Here is a 19,763-nt window from a genome sequence, read left to right as displayed (position 1 = left end):
CGCGCTCACTCCTTCGCTCACTCTTCACACCTTGCTCACCCTCAGCTGTTCTCCAGCTCCACGTTCAGACCCAGCGAACGCATTTCCTTGATGAGCACGTTGAAGCTCTCGGGAATGCCGGCCTCGAAGCTGTCGTCGCCGCGGACGATGGCCTCGTAGACCTTGGTCCGGCCGGCCACGTCGTCGGACTTCACCGTCAGCATCTCCTGCAGGGTGTAGGCGGCGCCGTAAGCTTCCAGAGCCCAGACCTCCATTTCCCCGAAGCGCTGACCGCCGAACTGCGCCTTGCCGCCCAGCGGCTGCTGGGTGACGAGCGAGTATGGGCCGATCGAGCGGGCGTGGATCTTGTCGTCGACCAGGTGGTGCAGCTTCAGCATATAGATGTAGCCGACCGTGACCGGACGCTTGAACTGCTCGCCGGTCTGACCGTCGTACAGGATCGACTGGGCCGACTTGTTCAGCCCCGCCTCTTCCAGCAGGCGTTCGATGTCGCCGATGTGCGCACCGTCGAAGACCGGGGTCGCGAAGGGCACGCCCTTGGACAGGTTCTTCGCCAGTTCGATCAGCTCTTCCTCATCCTGCGGCAACGGGGTTTCCGGGCCGTAGATATGGGTCAGACGATCGATCAGCGCCTGCTTCTGACCACCCTGCTGCCAGGCTTCCAGCAGACCGGAGATCTGCTTGCCCAGGCCGGCGGCGGCCCAACCCAGGTGGGTTTCGAAGATCTGGCCGATGTTCATGCGCGAAGGCACGCCCAGCGGGTTCAGAACGACGTCAACGTGCGTGCCGTCTTCCAGGTGCGGCATGTCCTCGATCGGCAGGATCTTGGAGATGACGCCCTTGTTGCCGTGACGGCCGGCCATCTTGTCGCCGGGCTGAAGCTTGCGCTTCACGGCCACGAAGACCTTGACCATCTTCATCACGCCGGGGGGCAGTTCGTCGCCGCGTTGCAGCTTCTCGACCTTGTCTTCGAAACGACGGTCCAGTTGCTTACGCGCGTCCTCGAACTGGCGCTTCATCGCCTCCAGCTCGCCCATGGCCTTCTCGTCGTCCAGGGCGATCTGCCACCACAGACCACGGCTGACCTCGGCCAGCTTCTCTTCGGTCAGTTCACCGCGACCGATGCCCTTGGGACCGGAGACGGCGTTCTTGCCCAGGATCAGCGGCTTCAGGCGGCCATAGACGTTGCGCTCAAGGATCTTGAGCTCATCGTCGCGGTCCTTGCCCAGGCGTTCGATCTCGGCGCGTTCGATCGCCATGGCGCGCTCGTCCTTGTCGACGCCGTGACGGTTGAAGACGCGAACGTCAACGATCGTGCCGGCGACGCCGGGCGGCAGGCGCAGGCTGGTGTCGCGCACGTCCGAAGCCTTCTCGCCGAAGATGGCGCGCAGCAGCTTCTCTTCGGGGGTCATCGGGCTTTCGCCCTTCGGCGTCACCTTGCCGACCAGGATGTCGCCCGGCTGGACCTCGGCGCCGATGGCCACGATGCCCGCTTCGTCGAGGTTGCGCAGGGCTTCCTCGCCGACATTGGGGATGTCGCGGGTGATTTCTTCCGGACCCAACTTCGTATCACGCGCCATCACTTCGAATTCCTCGAGGTGGATGGAGGTGAAGACGTCGTCGCGCACGATGCGCTCCGAGATCAGGATGGAGTCTTCGAAGTTGTAGCCGTTCCAGGGCATGAAGGCGACGAGGGCGTTGCGGCCCAGGGCCAGTTCGCCCAGGTCCGTCGACGGGCCATCGGCGATGACGTCGCCGGCCTTCACCTGGTCGCCCACGCGCACGATCGGGCGCTGGTTGATGCAGGTCGACTGGTTGGAACGCTGGAACTTCGACAGGCGATAGATGTCGACGCCCGAGCGGGCGGCGTCCACGTCGCCGGTGGCGCGCACGACGATCCGGGTGCCGTCGATCTGTTCGACGACGCCTTCACGACGGGCGACCACGACGGCGCCGGAGTCCACGGCCACGACCGCTTCCATGCCGGTGCCGACCAGCGGCGCGTCCGACTGCACCAGAGGCACGGCCTGACGTTGCATGTTCGCGCCCATCAGGGCGCGGTTGGCGTCATCGTTTTCCAGGAAGGGGATCAGGGCGGCGGCGACCGAAACGACCTGCTTCGGCGACACGTCCATCATGTCCACGGCGTCGCGGTTCAGCAGCTGGGATTCGCCGTTGATCCGGCCGGGGACCAGGTCCTCTACGATGCTGCCGTTCTTCAGTTCGATGTTGGCCTGGGCGATCGTGTATTTCGACTCTTCCATGGCCGAGATGTAGACCACCTCGTTCTGGGCCACGCCGTCCTTCACGCGACGGTACGGGCTCTCGATGAAGCCGTACTTGTTGACGCGCGCGTGGGTGGCCAGCGAGTTGATCAGGCCGATGTTCGGGCCTTCCGGCGTTTCGATCGGGCAGATGCGGCCGTAGTGGGTCGGGTGAACGTCGCGGACTTCGAAGCCCGCGCGCTCACGCGTCAGACCGCCCGGGCCAAGCGCCGAAAGGCGACGCTTGTGGGTGATTTCCGACAGCGGGTTCGTCTGGTCCATGAACTGCGACAGCTGCGACGAACCGAAGAACTCGCGAACCGCAGCGGCGGCCGGCTTGGCGTTGATCAGGTCGTGCGGCATGACCGTGTCGATATCGACCGAGGACATGCGCTCCTTGATGGCGCGCTCCATCCGCAGCAGGCCGACGCGGTACTGGTTTTCCAGCAGTTCGCCGACCGAACGGACGCGGCGGTTGCCCAGGTTGTCGATGTCGTCGATCTCGCCGCGGCCGTCCTTCAGCCCGACCAGGATCTGCAGCACCTTCAGCACGTCGTCCTTGCGCAGAACGCGGATCTCGTCGGAAACCTCGGGGGTCTCCAGGCGCATGTTCATCTTGACCCGGCCGACGGCCGACAAGTCGTAGCGCTCGCTGTCGAAGAACAGCGAGTTGAACATGTTGTCGGCGGCTTCCGGGGTGGGCGGCTCGCCCGGACGCATCACGCGATAGACGTCGAACAGGGCGTCCTCACGGGTGTCGTTCTTGTCGATGCGCAGGGTGTTGCGCATGTAGGCGCCGACCGTGACGTGGTCGATGTCCAGCACTTCGATGGTGGTGAAGCCGTTTTGCTCCAGCACTTCGATGGTCGGGGCGTCCAGCTCGTCGCCGGCCTCGGCGAAGATCTCGCCGGTCTCGAAGTTGACGGCGTCATTGGCCAGGTACTTGGTGACCAGGGCGTCGGCGGCCAGCGACAGCGACGTCGTCGTGTCGCCCAGCTTCTTGGCGGCGCGGGCGCTGATCTTCTGGCCGGCCTGGGCGATCACTTCGCCGGTGTCGGCGTCGACCAGGTCGAACTCCGGCTTCACACCGCGCCAGCGTTCGGCCTTGTACGGCGTGACCCAGCCCTCGCCGCGCTTCTCGTAAGGCACGGTCTCGTAGAAGGTCTTCAGGATTTCTTCGCCGTCCATGCCCAGACCCATCAGGAAGGTCGTGGCCGGCAGCTTGCGACGGCGGTCGATGCGGACGTAGACCACGTCCTTGGCGTCGAACTCGAAGTCGAGCCACGAACCGCGGTAAGGGATCACGCGGGCGGCGAACAGCAGCTTGCCCGAGCTGTGCGTCTTGCCCTTGTCGTGGTCGAAGAAGACGCCCGGCGAACGGTGCATCTGCGACACGATCACGCGCTCGGTGCCGTTGACGATGAAGGTGCCCTTGTCCGTCATGAGCGGGATGTCGCCCATGTAGACGTCCTGCTCCTTGATGTCCTTGACCGAACGGGCTCCCGTTTCCTCGTCGGTCTCAAACACGATCAGGCGCAGCTTGACCTTCAGCGGCGCGGCATAGGTCATGTCGCGCTGGATGCACTCTTCAACGTCGTACTTCGGATCCTCGAACTCGTACGAGACGTATTCCAGGATGGCGCGTTCGTTGAAGTCCTTGATCGGGAACACCGACTTGAAGACCGCCTCGATGCCCTGCTCCTTGCGCTGGCCCGGACGGACCTCGCGTTGCAGGAACTGTTCATAGGAAGCGCGCTGGACCTCGATCAGGTTCGGCATCGCGACCGCTTCGGGGATGCGCCCGAAGGATTTGCGGATGCGCTTCTTGCCGGTGAACGAAGTGGCGGAAGCGATCTGACCGTTGATGGCGAGATCGTGGGCGACGTCAGTCATTCAGTGTTTCCCATGACGCACGACCCGGGGAAGTCGCGCGTGAAATGCAGCAGCCACGGTGCGCGTTTCCGCGTCCGTAGCCAGGTTTTCGGCGTCCACCCTCGGCCCGCTGCCGGGCCAGGACGCCTGAATTGTACCGGCTCCCTGGGGAAGGAGCCGCGCCTTCGCTCCGGTCGGAGGGCGACGGACCGGGCCTCGGCGCTTGCGCGCAGACTCTTTAGGAGTGTTGCGGAACGCGAACATATACTCGCTTCCACGGCGAAATAAAGACCTGGATCGCAGATTTTCGGGAACCAGACGACGCTGCCTGCAAACCACCGCCTCCACACCCGATTGACAACCTCGACGACCGCCGCATGATCGTTTCAAGGGAGCGCGATACATGCACAGACGCCTTACGATCCTGGCCGCCGCCGTTCTGGTGTCCGGCTGCCTGTCGATGAACGTCCCTGAGGACGCCTTCTTCTATCCCGACACCCGGCTGGCCGCCGAGAAGATCACCCTGCCCGCCGATATCCCCATGGGTTTTGAGGCCGACGTCCTCAGCCTTCCCTACTCGGGCGGAACCGTGGGCGTCACCCGCGTTCGGACCGGTCGCGCCGATGCGCCCCTGATCCTGTTCTGCGGCGGCAACATGTTCCGGCGCAGCGCCGGCGCGGGCAAGACCGCCGTCAAGCTGGCCCCGTTCGGCGACGCCCTGATGTTCGACTATCCCGGCTATGGCGACACGGCGGGCCAGGCTGACTACGCGAGCTTCATGGCCGCCGGCGCAGCCGTCGCCGACGCCGCCCGCGCCCAGGCCGACGCCGAGGGCCGCAAGCTGATCGCCTGGGGTCATTCCCTGGGCGGCCCCGTCTGCGCCCAGGCCGCGCAATATATGCGCGCCGACGCCCTGGTGCTGGAGACGACGACCCCCAGCACCCGCGCCGCCGTCGACACCATGGTCGGCTGGGCCCGCCCCTTCGTGCGCATCCATATCGCCCCCAATCTGGACAGTATCGACATCCCGGCCGCGCTTCAGGGCTATCCCGGAAAGGTGGTGGTGCTGGAGGCGGGTCGCGACGACACTTTGCCCGCGTCGCTCAGTCTCCGCCTGGCCCATGACCTTGAAGCCGAAGGCGTCGCCGTCGAGCACCTGGCGTTCCCTCAGGCCGGTCATAACGACGTCGGTAAACAGCCCGACTTCCAGCCCCGCGTTTCGGCGGCCTTGGCCGGGCTCTGAACTGGACGCGCCCTGCAGGGCGTCCTAGCGTCGCCTTATGACTCGCATCGCCCTGCCCCTGCTCGCCGCCCTCGCCCTATCCGCCTGCGCCACGCGCGGCGAGCCCGTCACCTATGCCGAGACTGCCTCGGCCGCCGCCCGCGCGGCCGCCGAGGTGGAGGGTCAGGCGTCTCAGACGCCGCAGCAGGTCTGGGACGCGGGCAACACCGACTATCTGGCCTGGAACGGCGCCCGGCGCGGCTGGACCACCACCGCCAGCGGCCTGCAATATCGTCGTGTCGGCAAGGCCCATCCCGAAGGCGCCCAGCCGTCGGCGACCGACACGGTCAAGGTCCACTATCGCGGCACCTTCATCGACGGACGCGAGTTCGACAGCTCCTACGCCCGCAACGAGCCGGCCGAATTCCCGCTCAACCGCGTCATCAAGGGCTGGACCGAGGGCGTCGCCCTGATGCGCGTGGGCGAGATCTACGAGTTCGTCATCCCCGCCTCGCTCGGCTACGGCTCGCGCTGGGTCGGCGGCGGCGAGCTGCCGCCCAATTCGACCCTGCGCTTCTCGGTCGAACTGCTTGAGGTCAAGCCTGCGGGTTCTGCGAACTAAGGGCAGCAGCCGCCGGCCACTCGGGCCCGGTTTCGTCTGCCCGGCGCCCATAGCTGCGAATGCGCCGCCGGGAACCCTTGACGCCCTGCGCCCTGCGACGGACTGTCGCGCCCTCCCGTGGCTTTAGAGTTCGTGTCAATGTCCCCTTCCCGCCTGAGCGCCGCCTCCCTCGGTCTTGGCGTCGCCCTCCTGCTCGTCTCTGCCGCGCCGGCGGCCCTGGCCCAGCAGGCGTCGGCCGCGCCGCCCGCCCTGGCCGCGCCCCTGCCCGCCATCCCGGCCGCCCGCGACGTCGCCTATCCGGGCGTGATCACGCTCGATATCGACGCCACCAACCTGGCCCAGCACATCTTCGCGATCACCGAGACCATTCCGGTGGCGCAGTCGGGTCCGATGACCCTGTTCTTCCCTGAATGGCTGCCCGGCAACCACGGCCCCGTCGGCCCGATCACCCAACTGGCGGGCATCGAGATCACCGCGAACGGCCAGCGCGTCGAATGGGTGCGCGACACCCTCTCGCCCTTCGCCTACCACCTGACCGTCCCGGCCGGCGCGACCAGCCTGACTGTGACCATGGAGCACTTGTCGCCGACCAGCGGCAATCAGGGCCGGGTGACGATGACGCCCGAGATGCTGAACATCCAGTGGGAGAAGATGCTGCTCTATCCCGCCGGCCACTGGTCGCGGAACATCATGGTCCAGCCTACGGTCAAGTTCCCGACCGGCTGGCGGTTTGGCACGGCGCTGGAGCCCCAGACCAAGACCGGCGACGTTCAAACCTTCAAGCCGGTCAATCTGGAGGTCCTGGTCGACAGCCCGGTCTTCGCCGGCCTCCACTATCGCCAGATCGACCTGAACCCCGGCGGCCGCTCGCCCGTCCGCGCCAACTTCGTCGCCGACGAGGCCAAGAGCCTTGAGGCCACCGACGAGCAGATCCAGATCCTGCGCAATCTGGTCGATCAGATGGACCGCCTGTACGGCGCCCGCCACTTCGACCACTACGACTTCCTGATCGCCATGACCGACAAGCTGGGCGGCATCGGACTGGAGCATCACCGCAGTTCCGAGAACTCGGTCGATCCAGAGTTCTTCACCGGCTGGGCCACCCATCTCGGCGACCGCGACCTGCTCAGCCACGAGATGAACCACTCCTGGGACGGCAAATGGCGTCGCCCCGCCGACCAGCTCGTCCCCAACTTCAACAGCCCGATGCAGAACAGTCTGCTCTGGGTCTATGAAGGCCAGACCCAGTATTACGGCCAGGTGATCGCCGCCCGCTCCGGCCTGCTGACCAAGGACCAGGCGATGGAGTCCCTGGCCATGACCGCCGCGACCTATGACGCCCGCGTCGGCCGCCAATGGCGCGCGCTTCAGGACACGACCAACGACCCGATCATCAGCCAGCGCCGGCCCAAGGGCTGGCTCGCCTGGCAGCGGGACGAGGACTATTATTCGGAAGGTCAGCTGATCTGGCTCGACGTCGATACGACGATCCGGGAGATGACCGGCGGCCGCAAGTCGCTGGATGACTTCGCCAATGCCTTCTACGGCGTCCAGGACGGCAGTTTCGAACCCGCGCCCTACACCTTCGAGGATGTGGTGGCGGCCCTGAACGGCGTCGTCGCCAACGACTGGGCGACCTTCCTGCGCGCCCGCCTGGACGCGACCGGACCCGACGCCAACGCCCCCCTCGACGGCCTGACGCGCGGCGGCTGGCGCCTGGCCTATGGCGAGACCCCGACCGCGTATCAGAAGACCCTGTTCGGGGAGTTCAAGCGCAACGACTTCACCTATTCGCTGGGCTTCCAGACCGGCGAGAACAACGCCATCCGCAGCGTCCAGTGGGGCAGCCCCGCCTTCGACGCCGGCCTGGCGCCGGGCATGGAGATCGTCGCCGTCAACGGCCGGGCCTCCAACCCCGACCGCATCGCCTCGGCCATCACCGCCGCCAAGGACCCGGCCGTCTCCGTCACCCTGATCGTCAAGGACGGCGACCAGTACCGGACCATCGCCCTCGCCTACCACGACGGCCTGCGCTACCCGCGCCTGGAACGGATCGAGGGAACCCCCGACCGCCTGAGCGACATCCTGACGCCCCGCAAACGCTGAACCCCACTCACCTCCCGTCGGCGAAGGCCGACGGGGAGGACAGGCGGGAGCGTCAGCGAACGCCAGGAGGGGGCGACTCGGTGTCAGACGCTGGCAAGGGTCATCACCGCTGTCGGAGTCGCCCCCGCCTGGTCGCAAGCGCGACCGGTCCTCCCCGCGCGCCTTCGCGCACGGGGAGGTGACGTTGTGTCCCTTGACGCCTCTCCTCCGCTCCCCGACGGTGCGTGCCTGCCCTCCCGTTCGGATGACCTGATGTCGCGTACCCGCCTGACCGCCGCCGCCTGCCTCGCCGCCCTGATGACCGCCGCAGCCCCGGCCCTGGCCCAGGACTTCCAGTCCACCCCGGTCGTCACCGACGCCAGCCGGGCCGCCCTGGCCCTGCCCCGGCCTCAGCCCGCCATCCCCGCCCCTGCCGACACCCCCTATCCCGGCGTCATCCAGTACCGGGCCGACATCACCGACCTCGACCGCCGCATCATCCGCGTCCGCCAGACCATCCCCGTCGCCGGTCCCGGTCCCCTGACCCTGCTCTATCCGAAATACCTTCCGGGCAACCACGCCGACACCGGCCCGATCCAGCTGCTGGCCGGCCTCACGGTCACGGCGAACGGACAGCGGATCGAGTGGCTGCGCGACACCCTCGAACCCTACGCCTTCCACCTCGACATCCCGGCGGGCGTGACCAGCATCGAGGTCGCCTTCCAGCAACTGACCCAGCCGGACAGCTCCAACTGGCGCGTCCTGATGACCCAGGCCATGGTCAATCTCCAGTGGGAGAAGGCCATCCTCTATCCGGCCGGCTACTACAGCCGCCAGATCCCGGTCGCCGCCTCCGTCGTCCTACCTGCAAACTGGAAGTACGGCACGGCCCTGACTACGGCGTCCCGCGAAGGCGACGTCGCCGCCTTCGAGACGACCGACCTCTACACCCTGATCGACAGCCCGATGTTCGCCGGCGCCCACTACCGCCGCGTGGACATCGACCCGACCGGTGACCGGGTGCACCTGAACCTCCTCGCCGACGAGGAGAAGGGCCTCGCCGCCACCGACGAGCAGCTGAAGCTCTACGAGAATATGGTCGCCCAGGCCGACCGGCTGTTCGGCGCCCGCCATTTCGACCGGTACGAGTTCCTGTTCGCCCTGACCGACCAGATGGGCGGCATCGGCCTGGAGCATCACCGCAGTTCCGAGAACACCGGCGCCCCCGGCTTCTTCACCGACTGGGCCAAGAGCGCCGGCGACCGGGGCCTGCTGCCGCACGAATACACCCACTCCTGGAACGGCAAATTCATGCGTCCGGCGGACGAACTGACCGCGAACCACAATGTCCCGACCCAGAACACCCTGCTGTGGGTCTATGAGGGCCAGACCGAATACTGGGGCGACGTTCTGGCCGCCCGCGCCGGCCTGCACTCCAAGCCCGTCGCCCTGGCCACCCTGGCCAATGTCGCCGCCTTCTACGACAACCAGCCGGGCCGGCAGTGGCGGGCCCTTCAGGACACGAACAACCACAACCTGCTCGGCTACCGCGTGCCGGGCCAGTTCCCGTCATGGATGCGGGGCACAGGCGACTACTACCGCGAAAGCCTGCTGGTCTGGTTGGACGCCGACACCCTGATCCGGGCCGAGACCAACGGCCGCAAGTCGCTCGACGACTTCGCCAAGGGCTTCTTCGGCCACGGCGACGGCGAATGGGATCCCCAAGGCTATACCTTCGATCAGGTGGTCGCCGCCCTGAACGCCGTCCACCCGCATGACTGGGCCAGCTTCCTGCGCGACCGGCTCGACGCCGTCGGCCCCGACGCCCGCGCCCCTCTCGCGGGGATCGAGCGCGGCGGCTGGCGCCTGACCTATACCGACACCCCCACCGCCGACGAGAAGGCCGTCAACACCGGCTGGGCCAACGACTTCCAGTATTCGCTGGGCTTCACCCTGGCCGGCGACAAGATCGCCAACGTCCGCTGGGGCGGTCCCGCCTTCGAACAGGGGATTGGCGCGGGCTGGAGCCTGGTCGCCGTCAACGGCAAGGCCGGCTCGGCCGAGGCGCTGCGCAACGCCGTCACCGCCGCCAAGGGGACGGACGCCCCCCTCGAACTGCTGATCAAGTCCGGCGACCGCTTCCGCACCGTCGCCTTCGACTACCACGACGGCCTGCGCTATCCGCGCCTGGAACGGATCGAGGGAACGGCGGATCGCCTGTCGGACATCCTCGCGCCACGTCGGCGTTAGAACGGTCACCTCCCCGTCGGCGAAGGCCGACGGGGAGGACAGGCGGGAGCGTCAGCGCGCGCCAGGAGGGGGCGAGGCGGTGTCTGACGCTGGCGTGGTCGTCACCGCCGTCGGAGTCGCCCCCGCCTGGTCGCAAGCGCGACCGGTCCTCCCCACGCGCCTTCGCGCGCGGAGAGGTGAGCATCACCCCTTCAACAACCCCAGCAGGGCCTCAGCCGCTTCACGCGATGAGCCCGGGTTCTGCCCCGTCACCAGCTTGCCGTCGACCACGACATACGACCCCCAGTCCGGCCCCTTGGAATAGTCGCCGCCGTTGGCGCTGAGCACATTCTCGACCAAGAAGGGCACCACCTCGGTCAGGCCCACGGCCTCCTCTTCCGAGTTGGTGAACCCAGTCACCTTGCGGCCCTCGACCAGCGGATTGCCATTCGGGCCATTGACCGACTTCAATACGCCGGGCGCATGGCAGACGAAGCCAGTCGGCTTGTCCGCCTTGGCGAAGGCCTCGATCAGGGCGATGGAATCGGCGTCGTTCGCCAGGTCCCACAGCGGCCCGTGCCCGCCGGGGTAGAAGACGGCGTCGAAATCCTCGGCCTTGACCGACGCCAGTTCGACCGTCGCCGCCAGGGCGGCCTGAGCCTCGGCGTCGGCCTTGAACCGGCGGGTGTCCTCGGTCTGGGCGTCCGCGTCATCGCTCTTGGGATCCAGCGGCGGCTGTCCGCCCTTCGGCGAAGCCAGCACGATCTCCGCGCCCGCGTCCTTCATCGCATAATAGGGGGAGGCCAGTTCCTCCAGCCAGAAGCCGGTCTTCTTGCCGGTGTCGCCGAGTTGGTCGTGCGAGGTCAGAACCATCAGGATCTTCATGTGGGGGATCTCCTTTTCAGGCCTAACAAATGGGAAGCCAGACCGATCCCGCCAATGCGACGGTCGGCCGTGTGTCGCAGTTCGGGAATCGCTGCACCCTGCGAGCAGTTCAGAGGAGACACGAAGCATGAGACATTGGCTCGGAGCCATGGCGTTCGGACTGGCCGCATTTGGTTTGACCTCGGTCGCCAAGGCGGACTGCGCGATCGGGGAGCCCGGCGCCACCCGCAGCGTCGCCTTCGGTCCCGACCGGCGCACGGTGCAGATCCACATTCCGCGCAGCTTCGCCCCCGCTCGGCCCGCGCCCCTTGTCTTCGTCCTGCACGGCAGCGGCGGCACAGGCGCGGCGATCCTGAGAGATTCCAAACTGGCCGAGACCGCCGACCGCCACGGCTTCATCGTCGCCGCGCCCGACGCCGGCATCCCGGTCGAACGGGGCTTCGTCTGGAACGTCCCCGGCGTGCCGACCATCACCGGCGACGTGCCGGGTCCACAGGACGCCGACGACGTCGCCTTCCTGGTGGAGACGGTCGAGGAACTGGCGTCCCAAGGCTGCGTCGACGACAGCCGGGTCTACGCCACAGGCCTGTCAGGCGGCGGTCGGATGACGTCCTGGCTGGGCTGCGTGGCCGCCGACCGGTTCGCCGCCATTGCGCCGGTGGTCGGCCTGCGAGCGGGCAACCCTCGCAAAGGCTCGCCTGAGCGGCCCGATGCGACCACCTGCCGGCCGTCCCGCCCCATGCCGGTCATCGCCTTCGCCGGCGACGCCGACACCACCAATCCGATCCAGGGCGGCGGCGCGCCCTACTGGAGCTATACGATGCACGCGGCCGAGCAGCGCTGGGCTCAGTTGAACGGCTGCGCCACGACCCGCCCGACGCTCTGGGTCTCGGCCTCGGTCTATGAGGAGGGCTACGCCGACTGCCGCGAGGGCGCCGACGTCGTCGGCCGCATCACCCGCGACGGCGGCCACAGCTGGGTCGCCGACAACGAAGCCATGTGGGCCTTCTTCGCCGCCCGATCACGCCCGCAGAACTGACGCCCCGACCAACGGCCTCAAGTAGCGCGAAGCGCGATAGGCCCCCAAAAAGAAAGGCCCGGCGGTTTCCCGCCGGGCCTTTCCGATATTCAGCAAATGCCGAAAGTCAGATCTTACTTGATCTGGACCTTGGCGCCGGCTTCCGTCAGCTTCTTGGCGACTTCGTCGGCGGCTTGCTTGGAGACGTTCTCGACGACGTTCTGCGGAGCGCCTTCGACCAGGTCCTTGGCTTCCTTCAGACCCAGGTCCGAACGCACGCCACGGACTTCCTTGATCACGTTGATCTTCTTGTCGCCGCCGTCGATCAGGACGACGGTGAACTCGGTTTGCTCTTCGGCGGCTTCAGCCGGAGCGGCGCCACCACCGGCCGGCATGGCCATGGCGACGGGAGCAGCGGCGCTGACGCCCCACTTTTCTTCAAGCAGCTTCGACAGTTCAGCAGCTTCGAGAACGGTCAGAGCGGACAGGTCTTCGACGATCTTGGCGAGGTCAGCCATTGTCAGTTTTCCTTCGGAGGATTGGGATTAGGGAGTGATGCAGAGATGAAAGGCTGGGCCGCTTACGCGGCTTCCTTGGTGGCGTAGGCGTTGAACACGCGAGCCAGCTGACCGGCGGGTGCTTGCAGCACGCCGGCGATCTTGGTCGCGGGCGCATTGAGCAGGCCGATGAGTTGGCTGCGGACCTCGTCGAGGGTCGGGAGCTTGGAAAGAACTTCCACGCCCTTCACGTCGACGACGGTTTCGCCCATGAAGCCGCCGATGATCTTGAAACGATCATTGGCCTTGGCGAACTCGGTGGCGACCTTGGCGGCCGTACCGGGGTTCTCGGCGTATGCGATGCCCACGGGACCCTTGAACAGGCCGTGGTAGTCGCTGCCTTCTTCGGCTTCGAGCGCCTTCAGCGCCAGGCGGTTCTTGACCACCTTGAACGCGCCGCCTTCTTTACGAAGACGGCCGCGCAGATCTTCCATTTCCGCAACGGTCAGACCCAGGTTGTGGGTCACGACCACGGAGCCGGCGTCGGCGAATACGCCCTTGAGCGTTTCGATCGACTCGGCTTTTTGAGCGCGGTCCATTGCGGTCTCCAGTCTTGGTATTCGCCGCCGGGCTTATTCCCGACGACGGATTGGCCAAAGCGCCGCGCATCGCTGCGAAGCGTTCAGGCCGGTCGTATTGTCCGAAGGATGCGTCTGACGGCGTCCGTCCCGGAATGCGGGCTGACAGCGCAGGGTCGCGTCCCCATCTCCCCACGGCGTCAGAGGGCTCTCTGACAGTTATGGCCTAGGTGACCCCCACGCCCCGAAGTTCTCGGACAGGACCGTCAAAGGCATGAACCTCTGACGGGAAGCGGCGCTCATACAGGGAGCCCGACAGGAAATCAAGGAGCCGAGCGCATGGCCTATGAACTCTACTACTGGCCGACCATCCAGGGGCGGGGCGAGTTCGTCCGCCTGGCGCTCGAGGCCGCCGGCGCCGACTATGTCGACGTCTCGCGGCAGGACGAGGGCAAGGCGATGATGACGCTGATGGACACCGCAGCGACGCCCTCCTTTGCTCCGCCCTTTCTGCGCCTGGGGGACCGCACCATCGGCCAGGTGGCCGCCATCCTGGCCTGGCTGGGTCCGCAACTGGGGCTCAGCCCGAACGGCGACAGCGACCGCGCCTGGCTTAACCAGATCCAGCTGACCTTCGCCGACCTGATCGCCGAGACCCACGACACCCACCACCCGGTCGATCTGATGGCCTACTACGACGCGCAGAAATCCGAGGCCGCACGCCGATCGAAAGTCTTCCGGGAGCAGCGGATCGGGAAATTTTTCCGCTGGGCCGAACAGGTCCTCATAGCCAATCCCTCCGGCCAGGACTGGCTGGTCGGCGAAAGCCTGACCTATGCCGACCTGTCTCTGTTCCAAGTGGTGGAGGGCCTAGGCTATGCCTTCCCCAAAGCGACCGAGGCCGTGCTCAAGACCACGCCGCATATTGTCGCCGTCCGCGACAGGGTCGCCGCTCTGCCCCGCGTCAGCGCCTATCTAAAGAGCGACCGCCGCATCCCGTTCAACGACGACGGCATATTCCGTCGCTATCCCGAACTGGACGGCTGAGGCTTACTGGCGCCCGGACTTGCGCCCTGTTTGGCCACCCGCCTCGCAGTCGAATTGGGCGCAATATTTGGTCATCAACTCTTCGGTGAAGATCGTCAGATGTTCCATAGTGATCTCGTTCATCACCGCGCTTAGCTGAAGCGTCTTCGTCGCGACCTGGCGGCCTACGGGACTGTCATAGAAGGCGATCTGGGCCTCCAGCTCTTCGACTGTGAAGGTGGCGGCATAGTGAGGGACCATGTCCGCCATCATGTCATCGACCATGGCGGTCAGCATGCGCGGCGCATTGCTCCGCATCCAAGCCGCCTCCTCGGTGCCCTGCCCCTCTGCGTCCGCCTTGGCCAATTGATCGGCGATCATCGCCTCCATGACCTTGCTAAAGTTCGGCCCGGCTGAGAGTCGAATTACCCGCTCCGCCAACGCCGTCCGCTGAGCCAGGCCGCGATCCTGCGCTGCGACAGGTCCGACCGCGAACAGGCCAAACAGAGCCGCGACCGTCAAAAGCCCAATGATACGCATATCATCCCCCTCGCCCTTCTTATCCGAGCACGGCGTGCAGGTGACCAGAGAGAATCGCCCCTCGGTTGCTCAATCGCTCGGAGGCGTGGCGGCGAAGTCGCGGATCAGCAGGGCGAGGTCAGCTTCGTGAACGCTGTCCGCCGCCGCCTCGGGCGTCATCCAACGCCGGTCGCGTTGGTGCGCCTCGGGCCAGTCGCCCAGCTGCAGCACGACCTCCATCGGATAGACGGCGACGACGTGGCGCCTCAGCTCGCCGCTGCGAACGATCTTGGCGTAGCGGAAATGACCAATGGTCGTCGCCCCGATTGGACCGTGGATCCCCGCCTCCTCCAAGGCCTCCTGCGCCGCCGCCTCGGCGTCGGTCTTGCCGGCCATGCGACCGCCCTTGGGAATGACCCAACGACGCGTCTCACGTGAGGTGATCATCAGGATTTCCAGACCCGCCTCGCCGCGTCGCCAAGGCAGGGCGGCGACCTGGCGCGTTTCGGACCGGCCTGTGCGTTTCGCGGCTTTGGCCATACTCTATCCCCGTCAGGCGCGGCCTCCAGAACGCCGTTTCCGTCATTCCGTCAACCGCTCCGCGCCCGGAAAGTTCAGTCGAGGCGCCGTTCGTCATAGGCCGCCTGCGCCTTGCCGACCTCGGCCATATTGTCCTCGGCCCAGTCGATCATGGCCTGAAGCGCATCGACCAGCGTGCCGCCCAGCGGCGTCAGGGCGTAGGATACCGAGACCGGCACGGTCGGCGTCACCGTGCGGGTGACCAATCCGTCCCGCTCCAGCTGGCGCAAGGTCTGGCTCAACATTTTCTGCGAGACGCCCTCGATACGCCGACGCAAGGCGTTGAACCGCATGGGTTCGTCCCGCAGCAGCGTCAGGACCAGCGTCGTCCACTTGTCCGCGACCCGGTCCAGCAGCTGCCGCGTCGGGCAGGCGGAGGAATAGACGTCAGGCGGACGGGTTTCCGTCAGGTGACCAGATGAGAGCAAAGTGCCTTCTTGTGACATGGCCCATCTCATAACACTTGGTACCCATTGGATACCATAGGAGATCAATCCATGAAGGTCGCAGTTCTCGGCGCCAGCGGTCGCGCCGGCTCGGAAATCACCAAGGAACTGGCCGCTCGCGGTCACGTCGTCGTCGCCATCGCGCGCAAACCCGACGCCGTCCCTGCCGCACCCGGCGTCACGCCAGTCGCCGGAGACGCCTCGGACGCAACCGCCCTGGCCGCGATCATCAAGGGGTCCGACGCTGTGATCAGCGCCCTACATTTCGACGTGCCCGCTGCGACCTTACTCGGGGCGCTGAAGACCGCCGAGGTTCCCCGCCTGCTGGTCACGGGCGGCGCCGCCAGCCTGGAGGTCGCGCCTGGCGTCCGCCTGATCGACACGCCCGAGTTCCCGGAAGAATGGAAGACCTTCGCGCAAGGGGGGATCATCTTCCTGGACGTCCTTCGGAGCGAGACCGAGATCGACTGGACCTTCTTCTCCCCGGCCGCCTTCATCGAAGAGGGCCCCCGCCTGGGCGTCTTCCGCACCGGCGGGGACCAGTTGATCACCGACGACAAGGGCGAAAGCCGCATCAGCTTCGCCGACTACGCCATCGCCATGGTGGACGAACTGGAACAGCACAACCACAGCCGCGCCCGCTTCACGGCCGCCTACTGAGACACAGCCGACGGCGGGACTTCGGTCCCGCCGCCACAGGCCTCTGCAACACTCGCCGCCAAATAGCGACACCCCTCCCGATACGGACGATTCCGCATTGACCCCGGGCTGGGGCGTGCAAGGTTACAGAATATTCATCTGCGCTTGGGGGAGCGTCGCATGGCCAAGATCGACAGCGAGCAGGAGACGCTTCTGCTCCAGGCGGGCCAGGCGTTGGCGCGACATGACGCCCGTACGGCTCTGACGTTGCTGGATCGCGCCGACGCCTTCGGACGCACGCACAACGGCCTGCTCAACCGGTCCATCGCCTATCGTCTTCTCGGCGACTTCACGGCGGCGATCGGCATTCTCGACCAGGCGCTTGAACTGCAGCCCTACGACTTCATGGCGCTTCTGGCCAAGGGCGCCATGGTCGAGAAGATCGCGGGCGCGAGGGCCGCCGTTCCCATCTATCGCGACGCCCTGAAGATCGCCCCGCCGCGCACCCATATTCCGCCGACGGTGACGGCCCAGATGGACTACGCCGCCCATCTCGTGGACACACACGCAAACGCCCTGCGCGACTTCATGCAGGCCGAGGTCGCCGCTCTGAAGGACGGCCTCGACGACACCGTTCGCGACCGTTTCGACGAGAGCCTTGAAATCTATGCGGGGCTCAAACAGCCGGTGAAGCAGCAGCCGCTGTTGCTGAACTACCCCCGGCTGCCCGTCATTCCGTTCTACGACCGAACGCTCTTTCCTTGGCTGGCAGAACTGGAGGCGGCGACCGAGACCATCCAGGCTGAGCTGGAGCCGCTGCTGGAAGAGAGTTTCGACGCCTTCACTCCCTACATAGCCTTCCCAAAAGGCGCCCCGGTCAACCAGTGGGGCGAGCTGAATCACTCTCGCAAATGGACGTCGCTTTTCCTTTGGAAGAACGGCGAGAAACAGCAGGCGATGTGCGACCGCTGCCCGCAGACGACGCGGATACTGGAAGGCCTTCCGATGGCCCATCAGGACGGCTTCTCGCCCACGGCCGTCTTCTCGGCGCTTCAGCCGCACACCCATATTCCGCCGCACACCGGATCTTCCAACGTTCGGCTGCTAGCCCACCTTCCACTGCGGCTGCCGGGCAGCGCGCGCTTCCGCGTGGGCAATACCGTGCGGAACTGGAAGATGGGCCAGGCCTGGGTCTTCGACGACACCATCGAGCACGAGGCCTGGAACGACGCCGACGACATGCGGGTCATCCTGATCTTCGACGTCTGGAACCCCTATCTAACCGAGCAGGAAAAGCTGCTGATCACGGCCATGATGAAGGCCCAACGCGCCTTCATGCAGGGCTGAGGCGGTAAGACAAAAAAGCGGCGGGGATTGCTCCCCGCCGCTCTTCAGTACCGATTGTCTTTCGACGCAGGCGGCTTAGGCGCCCAGCGAGGACGGGTCGACCTTGAAGCCCGGGCCCATCGTGGTCGACAGGCTGATGCGCTTCACATAGGTGCCCTTGGCACCGGCCGGCTTGGAGCGCACCAGGGCGTCCACGATGGCCTTCACGTTGGCTTCCAGGGCGTCCTGGGTGAAGGAGACCTTGCCGATGCCGGCGTGGACGATGCCCGCCTTCTCGACGCGGAACTCGACAGCGCCGCCCTTGGCGTCCTTGACGGCCTGGGCGACGTTCGGGGTCACGGTGCCGACCTTCGGGTTCGGCATCAGGCCGCGCGGGCCCAGCACCTTACCCAGACGGCCGACCAGGGCCATCATGTCCGGCGATGCGATCACGCGGTCGAACTCCATGAAGCCGCCGGCGATCTTTTCATACAGATCTTCGGCGCCGACGTGTTCGGCGCCGGCTGCGGTGGCTTCGGCCGCCTTGGCGTCCTTGGCGAAGACGGCGACGCGAACGTCACGGCCCGTACCCGACGGCAGGTTGACGACGCCGCGGACCTGTTGGTCGGCGTGACGCGGATCGACGCCCAGGTTGACCGAGATCTCCAGGGATTCGTCGAACTTGGCCTTGGCGTTTTCCTTGGCCAGCTTGATGGCGTCGGTGAACGGCAGCAGGTCTTGGGTGACGCCGGTGCGGGCCTTTTGAGCCTTGGTTTGCTTGGCCATGGTTTAGCCCTCCACCACTTCGAGGCCCATCGCGCGGGCGGAGCCTTCGATGATCTTGGTCGCGGCGTCGAGGTCGTTCGCGTTCAGATCTTTCATCTTCTTTTCAGCGATCTCGCGCAGTTGCGAAACCTTGACCGTACCAGCCGTTTCACGGCCGACCAGCTTGGAACCCGACTTCAGGCCCGTGGCCTGCTTCAGGTACCAGGTCGCCGGCGGCGTCTTGGTCAGGAAGGTGAACGACTTGTCCTGATAGACGGTGATCACGGTCGGAAGCGGGGTGCCCTTGGCTTCCTTCTCGGTGCGCGCGTTGAACTCCTTGCAGAAGCCCATGATGTTCACGCCGCGTTGACCCAGAGCCGGGCCGATCGGGGGCGAAGGCGTGGCCGAACCGGCCGGCACTTGCAGCTTGATATAGCCGAGAATCTTCTTGGCCATTGGTCTCTCCTATGAATGACCCGACGAATGAACGCAGGGCCGGTGAGCCGTGGTGCGGCATGGCTGCCTCCCACGGATTTAACGCTCCGCAAGCCGAGGCCTGCCGAGCGAAGGCGCGCGTGTAACAGAGGGGGGGCGGAAAGGCAAACGGAGGTCGAACGCGGCGCTCCGCCTCAGCCCTCTCCCGCCTTGCGTCGCTCGATCAATCCCATCAGCCGTTGGACCCGCTCGGGCGGCAAAAGCTGCGTCTGGTCATAGACCGTCTCGAACACGGGAATGTCGTCCGGAAAGACCGCCCACGGCATGGCGTTCTCGGTGAAGATGATCGCGTCAGGCCTAAAGTCGCCGGGTTGATCCAACGTGCCGACCCGCACGCCGGCGCCCAGCCGGCCCAGACGGGGATAGTGGCTCCAAACGGCCACCCCGCACGATTTGCAGCGCCGTATGACGTGCGGTCCGCCGCTGCCGGCCGGGACGGTGTGATCGGAGAGCTCGCCTTCAATCAGGGTCAGCCGTTCCGTCTCATAGAAGGCGTTGACCACGGAGGTGGACCCAGTCTGCCTCTGGCAAAGGCGGCAGTGGCAGTTGTTGACGAAGATGGGTTCGCCCTCGACCTGATAACGCACCGCACCGCAGGCGCAGCCGCCTTCGTGGATCCTAACGGCCGACATCACATCCTCCCCTGACGGGATGAAACATCCAGCAGGCGCGAGTGGAAGGCAACACGTGCCCCCT

General features: G+C 66.2%; 18 protein-coding genes. 8 read left to right on the top strand and 10 right to left on the bottom strand.

Features of this window, described 5'->3' with window-relative positions; all coding sequences use genetic code 11:
- Nucleotides 1–41 precede the first annotated feature (41 nt).
- Complete coding sequence (gene rpoB / locus ACW17X_RS01295; protein WP_008260904.1) at nucleotides 42–4,157, bottom strand: DNA-directed RNA polymerase subunit beta; 4,116 nt, start codon at nucleotides 4,155–4,157, stop codon at nucleotides 42–44.
- A 382-nt stretch (nucleotides 4,158–4,539) separates the two neighbouring features.
- Between rpoB and ACW17X_RS01290 the strand changes: the two genes are divergently transcribed.
- The 4 genes from ACW17X_RS01290 to ACW17X_RS01275 all read left to right on the top strand — a co-directional run bounded on the left by ACW17X_RS01290 (nucleotide 4,540) and on the right by ACW17X_RS01275 (nucleotide 10,315).
- A complete protein-coding gene (locus ACW17X_RS01290; RefSeq protein WP_492099175.1) occupies nucleotides 4,540–5,379 on the top strand; it encodes an alpha/beta hydrolase in 840 nt (279 codons plus the stop codon).
- 37 nt (nucleotides 5,380–5,416) lie between these two features.
- The gene (locus tag ACW17X_RS01285) at nucleotides 5,417–5,980 is read left to right on the top strand and encodes an FKBP-type peptidyl-prolyl cis-trans isomerase (RefSeq protein ID WP_492099173.1); all 564 of its coding nucleotides are present in this window, start codon (nucleotides 5,417–5,419) and stop codon (nucleotides 5,978–5,980) included.
- 138 nt (nucleotides 5,981–6,118) lie between these two features.
- Nucleotides 6,119–8,086 carry a M61 family metallopeptidase gene (locus tag ACW17X_RS01280; protein WP_492099171.1) on the top strand — a complete coding sequence of 656 codons (1,968 nt, stop codon included), beginning with the start codon at nucleotides 6,119–6,121 and terminating at the stop codon, nucleotides 8,084–8,086.
- Between the two features lie 252 nt (nucleotides 8,087–8,338).
- A complete protein-coding gene (locus tag ACW17X_RS01275) occupies nucleotides 8,339–10,315 on the top strand; it encodes a M61 family metallopeptidase (RefSeq protein ID WP_492099169.1) in 1,977 nt (658 codons plus the stop codon).
- Nucleotides 10,316–10,498: 183 nt separating this feature from the next.
- Here the strand turns inward: ACW17X_RS01275 and ACW17X_RS01270 are convergent, their stop codons facing one another.
- On the bottom strand, nucleotides 10,499–11,179 hold the full coding sequence (locus ACW17X_RS01270; protein WP_492099168.1) for a type 1 glutamine amidotransferase domain-containing protein: 681 nt from the start codon (nucleotides 11,177–11,179) through the stop codon (nucleotides 10,499–10,501).
- A gap of 127 nt (nucleotides 11,180–11,306) precedes the next feature.
- Between ACW17X_RS01270 and ACW17X_RS01265 the strand changes: the two genes are divergently transcribed.
- Nucleotides 11,307–12,218, top strand: coding sequence for a CE1 family esterase (locus tag ACW17X_RS01265; RefSeq protein WP_492099166.1), 912 nt, complete (start codon nucleotides 11,307–11,309; stop codon nucleotides 12,216–12,218).
- 113 nt (nucleotides 12,219–12,331) lie between these two features.
- Here ACW17X_RS01265 and rplL read toward each other — a convergent pair whose 3' ends face one another.
- Together rplL and rplJ are read right to left on the bottom strand one after the other, a co-directional pair.
- Nucleotides 12,332–12,715: a 50S ribosomal protein L7/L12 gene (gene rplL / locus ACW17X_RS01260; RefSeq protein ID WP_008259470.1), complete on the bottom strand. Its 384-nt coding sequence runs from the start codon at nucleotides 12,713–12,715 to the stop codon at nucleotides 12,332–12,334.
- Between the two features lie 62 nt (nucleotides 12,716–12,777).
- Nucleotides 12,778–13,293, bottom strand: a complete 516-nt coding sequence (rplJ, locus tag ACW17X_RS01255) for a 50S ribosomal protein L10 (RefSeq protein WP_008264370.1) — start codon at nucleotides 13,291–13,293, stop codon at nucleotides 12,778–12,780.
- A gap of 318 nt (nucleotides 13,294–13,611) precedes the next feature.
- Between rplJ and ACW17X_RS01250 the strand changes: the two genes are divergently transcribed.
- Nucleotides 13,612–14,319, top strand: coding sequence for a glutathione S-transferase (locus tag ACW17X_RS01250; RefSeq protein WP_492099164.1), 708 nt, complete (start codon nucleotides 13,612–13,614; stop codon nucleotides 14,317–14,319).
- A gap of 3 nt (nucleotides 14,320–14,322) precedes the next feature.
- On the opposite strand, the gene ACW17X_RS01245 is transcribed toward ACW17X_RS01250, so the two are convergent.
- The 3 genes from ACW17X_RS01245 to ACW17X_RS01235 form a co-directional block, all read right to left on the bottom strand.
- Nucleotides 14,323–14,838, bottom strand: a complete 516-nt coding sequence (locus tag ACW17X_RS01245) for a DUF2059 domain-containing protein (protein ID WP_492099162.1) — start codon at nucleotides 14,836–14,838, stop codon at nucleotides 14,323–14,325.
- Between the two features lie 69 nt (nucleotides 14,839–14,907).
- Nucleotides 14,908–15,357, bottom strand: coding sequence for an NUDIX hydrolase (locus tag ACW17X_RS01240; RefSeq protein ID WP_492099160.1), 450 nt, complete (start codon nucleotides 15,355–15,357; stop codon nucleotides 14,908–14,910).
- 74 nt (nucleotides 15,358–15,431) lie between these two features.
- A complete protein-coding gene (locus ACW17X_RS01235; RefSeq protein ID WP_492099158.1) occupies nucleotides 15,432–15,842 on the bottom strand; it encodes a winged helix-turn-helix transcriptional regulator in 411 nt (136 codons plus the stop codon).
- Nucleotides 15,843–15,893: 51 nt separating this feature from the next.
- On the opposite strand from ACW17X_RS01235, the gene ACW17X_RS01230 reads away from it, so the two are divergent.
- Together ACW17X_RS01230 and ACW17X_RS01225 are read left to right on the top strand one after the other, a co-directional pair.
- Nucleotides 15,894–16,502, top strand: a complete 609-nt coding sequence (locus ACW17X_RS01230) for an NAD(P)-dependent oxidoreductase (RefSeq protein WP_492099157.1) — start codon at nucleotides 15,894–15,896, stop codon at nucleotides 16,500–16,502.
- A gap of 159 nt (nucleotides 16,503–16,661) precedes the next feature.
- A complete protein-coding gene (locus ACW17X_RS01225) occupies nucleotides 16,662–17,828 on the top strand; it encodes an aspartyl/asparaginyl beta-hydroxylase domain-containing protein (RefSeq protein ID WP_492099155.1) in 1,167 nt (388 codons plus the stop codon).
- A 75-nt stretch (nucleotides 17,829–17,903) separates the two neighbouring features.
- On the opposite strand, the gene rplA is transcribed toward ACW17X_RS01225, so the two are convergent.
- The 3 genes from rplA to ACW17X_RS01210 form a co-directional block, all read right to left on the bottom strand.
- Entirely contained in the window at nucleotides 17,904–18,593 is a 690-nt protein-coding gene (rplA, locus tag ACW17X_RS01220; protein ID WP_492099154.1) for a 50S ribosomal protein L1, read from the bottom strand.
- Between the two features lie 3 nt (nucleotides 18,594–18,596).
- The gene (gene rplK, locus ACW17X_RS01215; RefSeq protein ID WP_135193053.1) at nucleotides 18,597–19,028 is read right to left on the bottom strand and encodes a 50S ribosomal protein L11; all 432 of its coding nucleotides are present in this window, start codon (nucleotides 19,026–19,028) and stop codon (nucleotides 18,597–18,599) included.
- A gap of 173 nt (nucleotides 19,029–19,201) precedes the next feature.
- Nucleotides 19,202–19,699 carry a GFA family protein gene (locus ACW17X_RS01210; RefSeq protein WP_492099151.1) on the bottom strand — a complete coding sequence of 166 codons (498 nt, stop codon included), beginning with the start codon at nucleotides 19,697–19,699 and terminating at the stop codon, nucleotides 19,202–19,204.
- Nucleotides 19,700–19,763: the final 64 nt, after the last annotated feature.

This window comes from Brevundimonas sp. FV1ye4L (genome assembly GCF_058681255.1).
The sequence above is the reverse complement of the archived record's forward strand: the minus strand, read 5'-3'. Positions and strand labels throughout refer to the sequence as shown.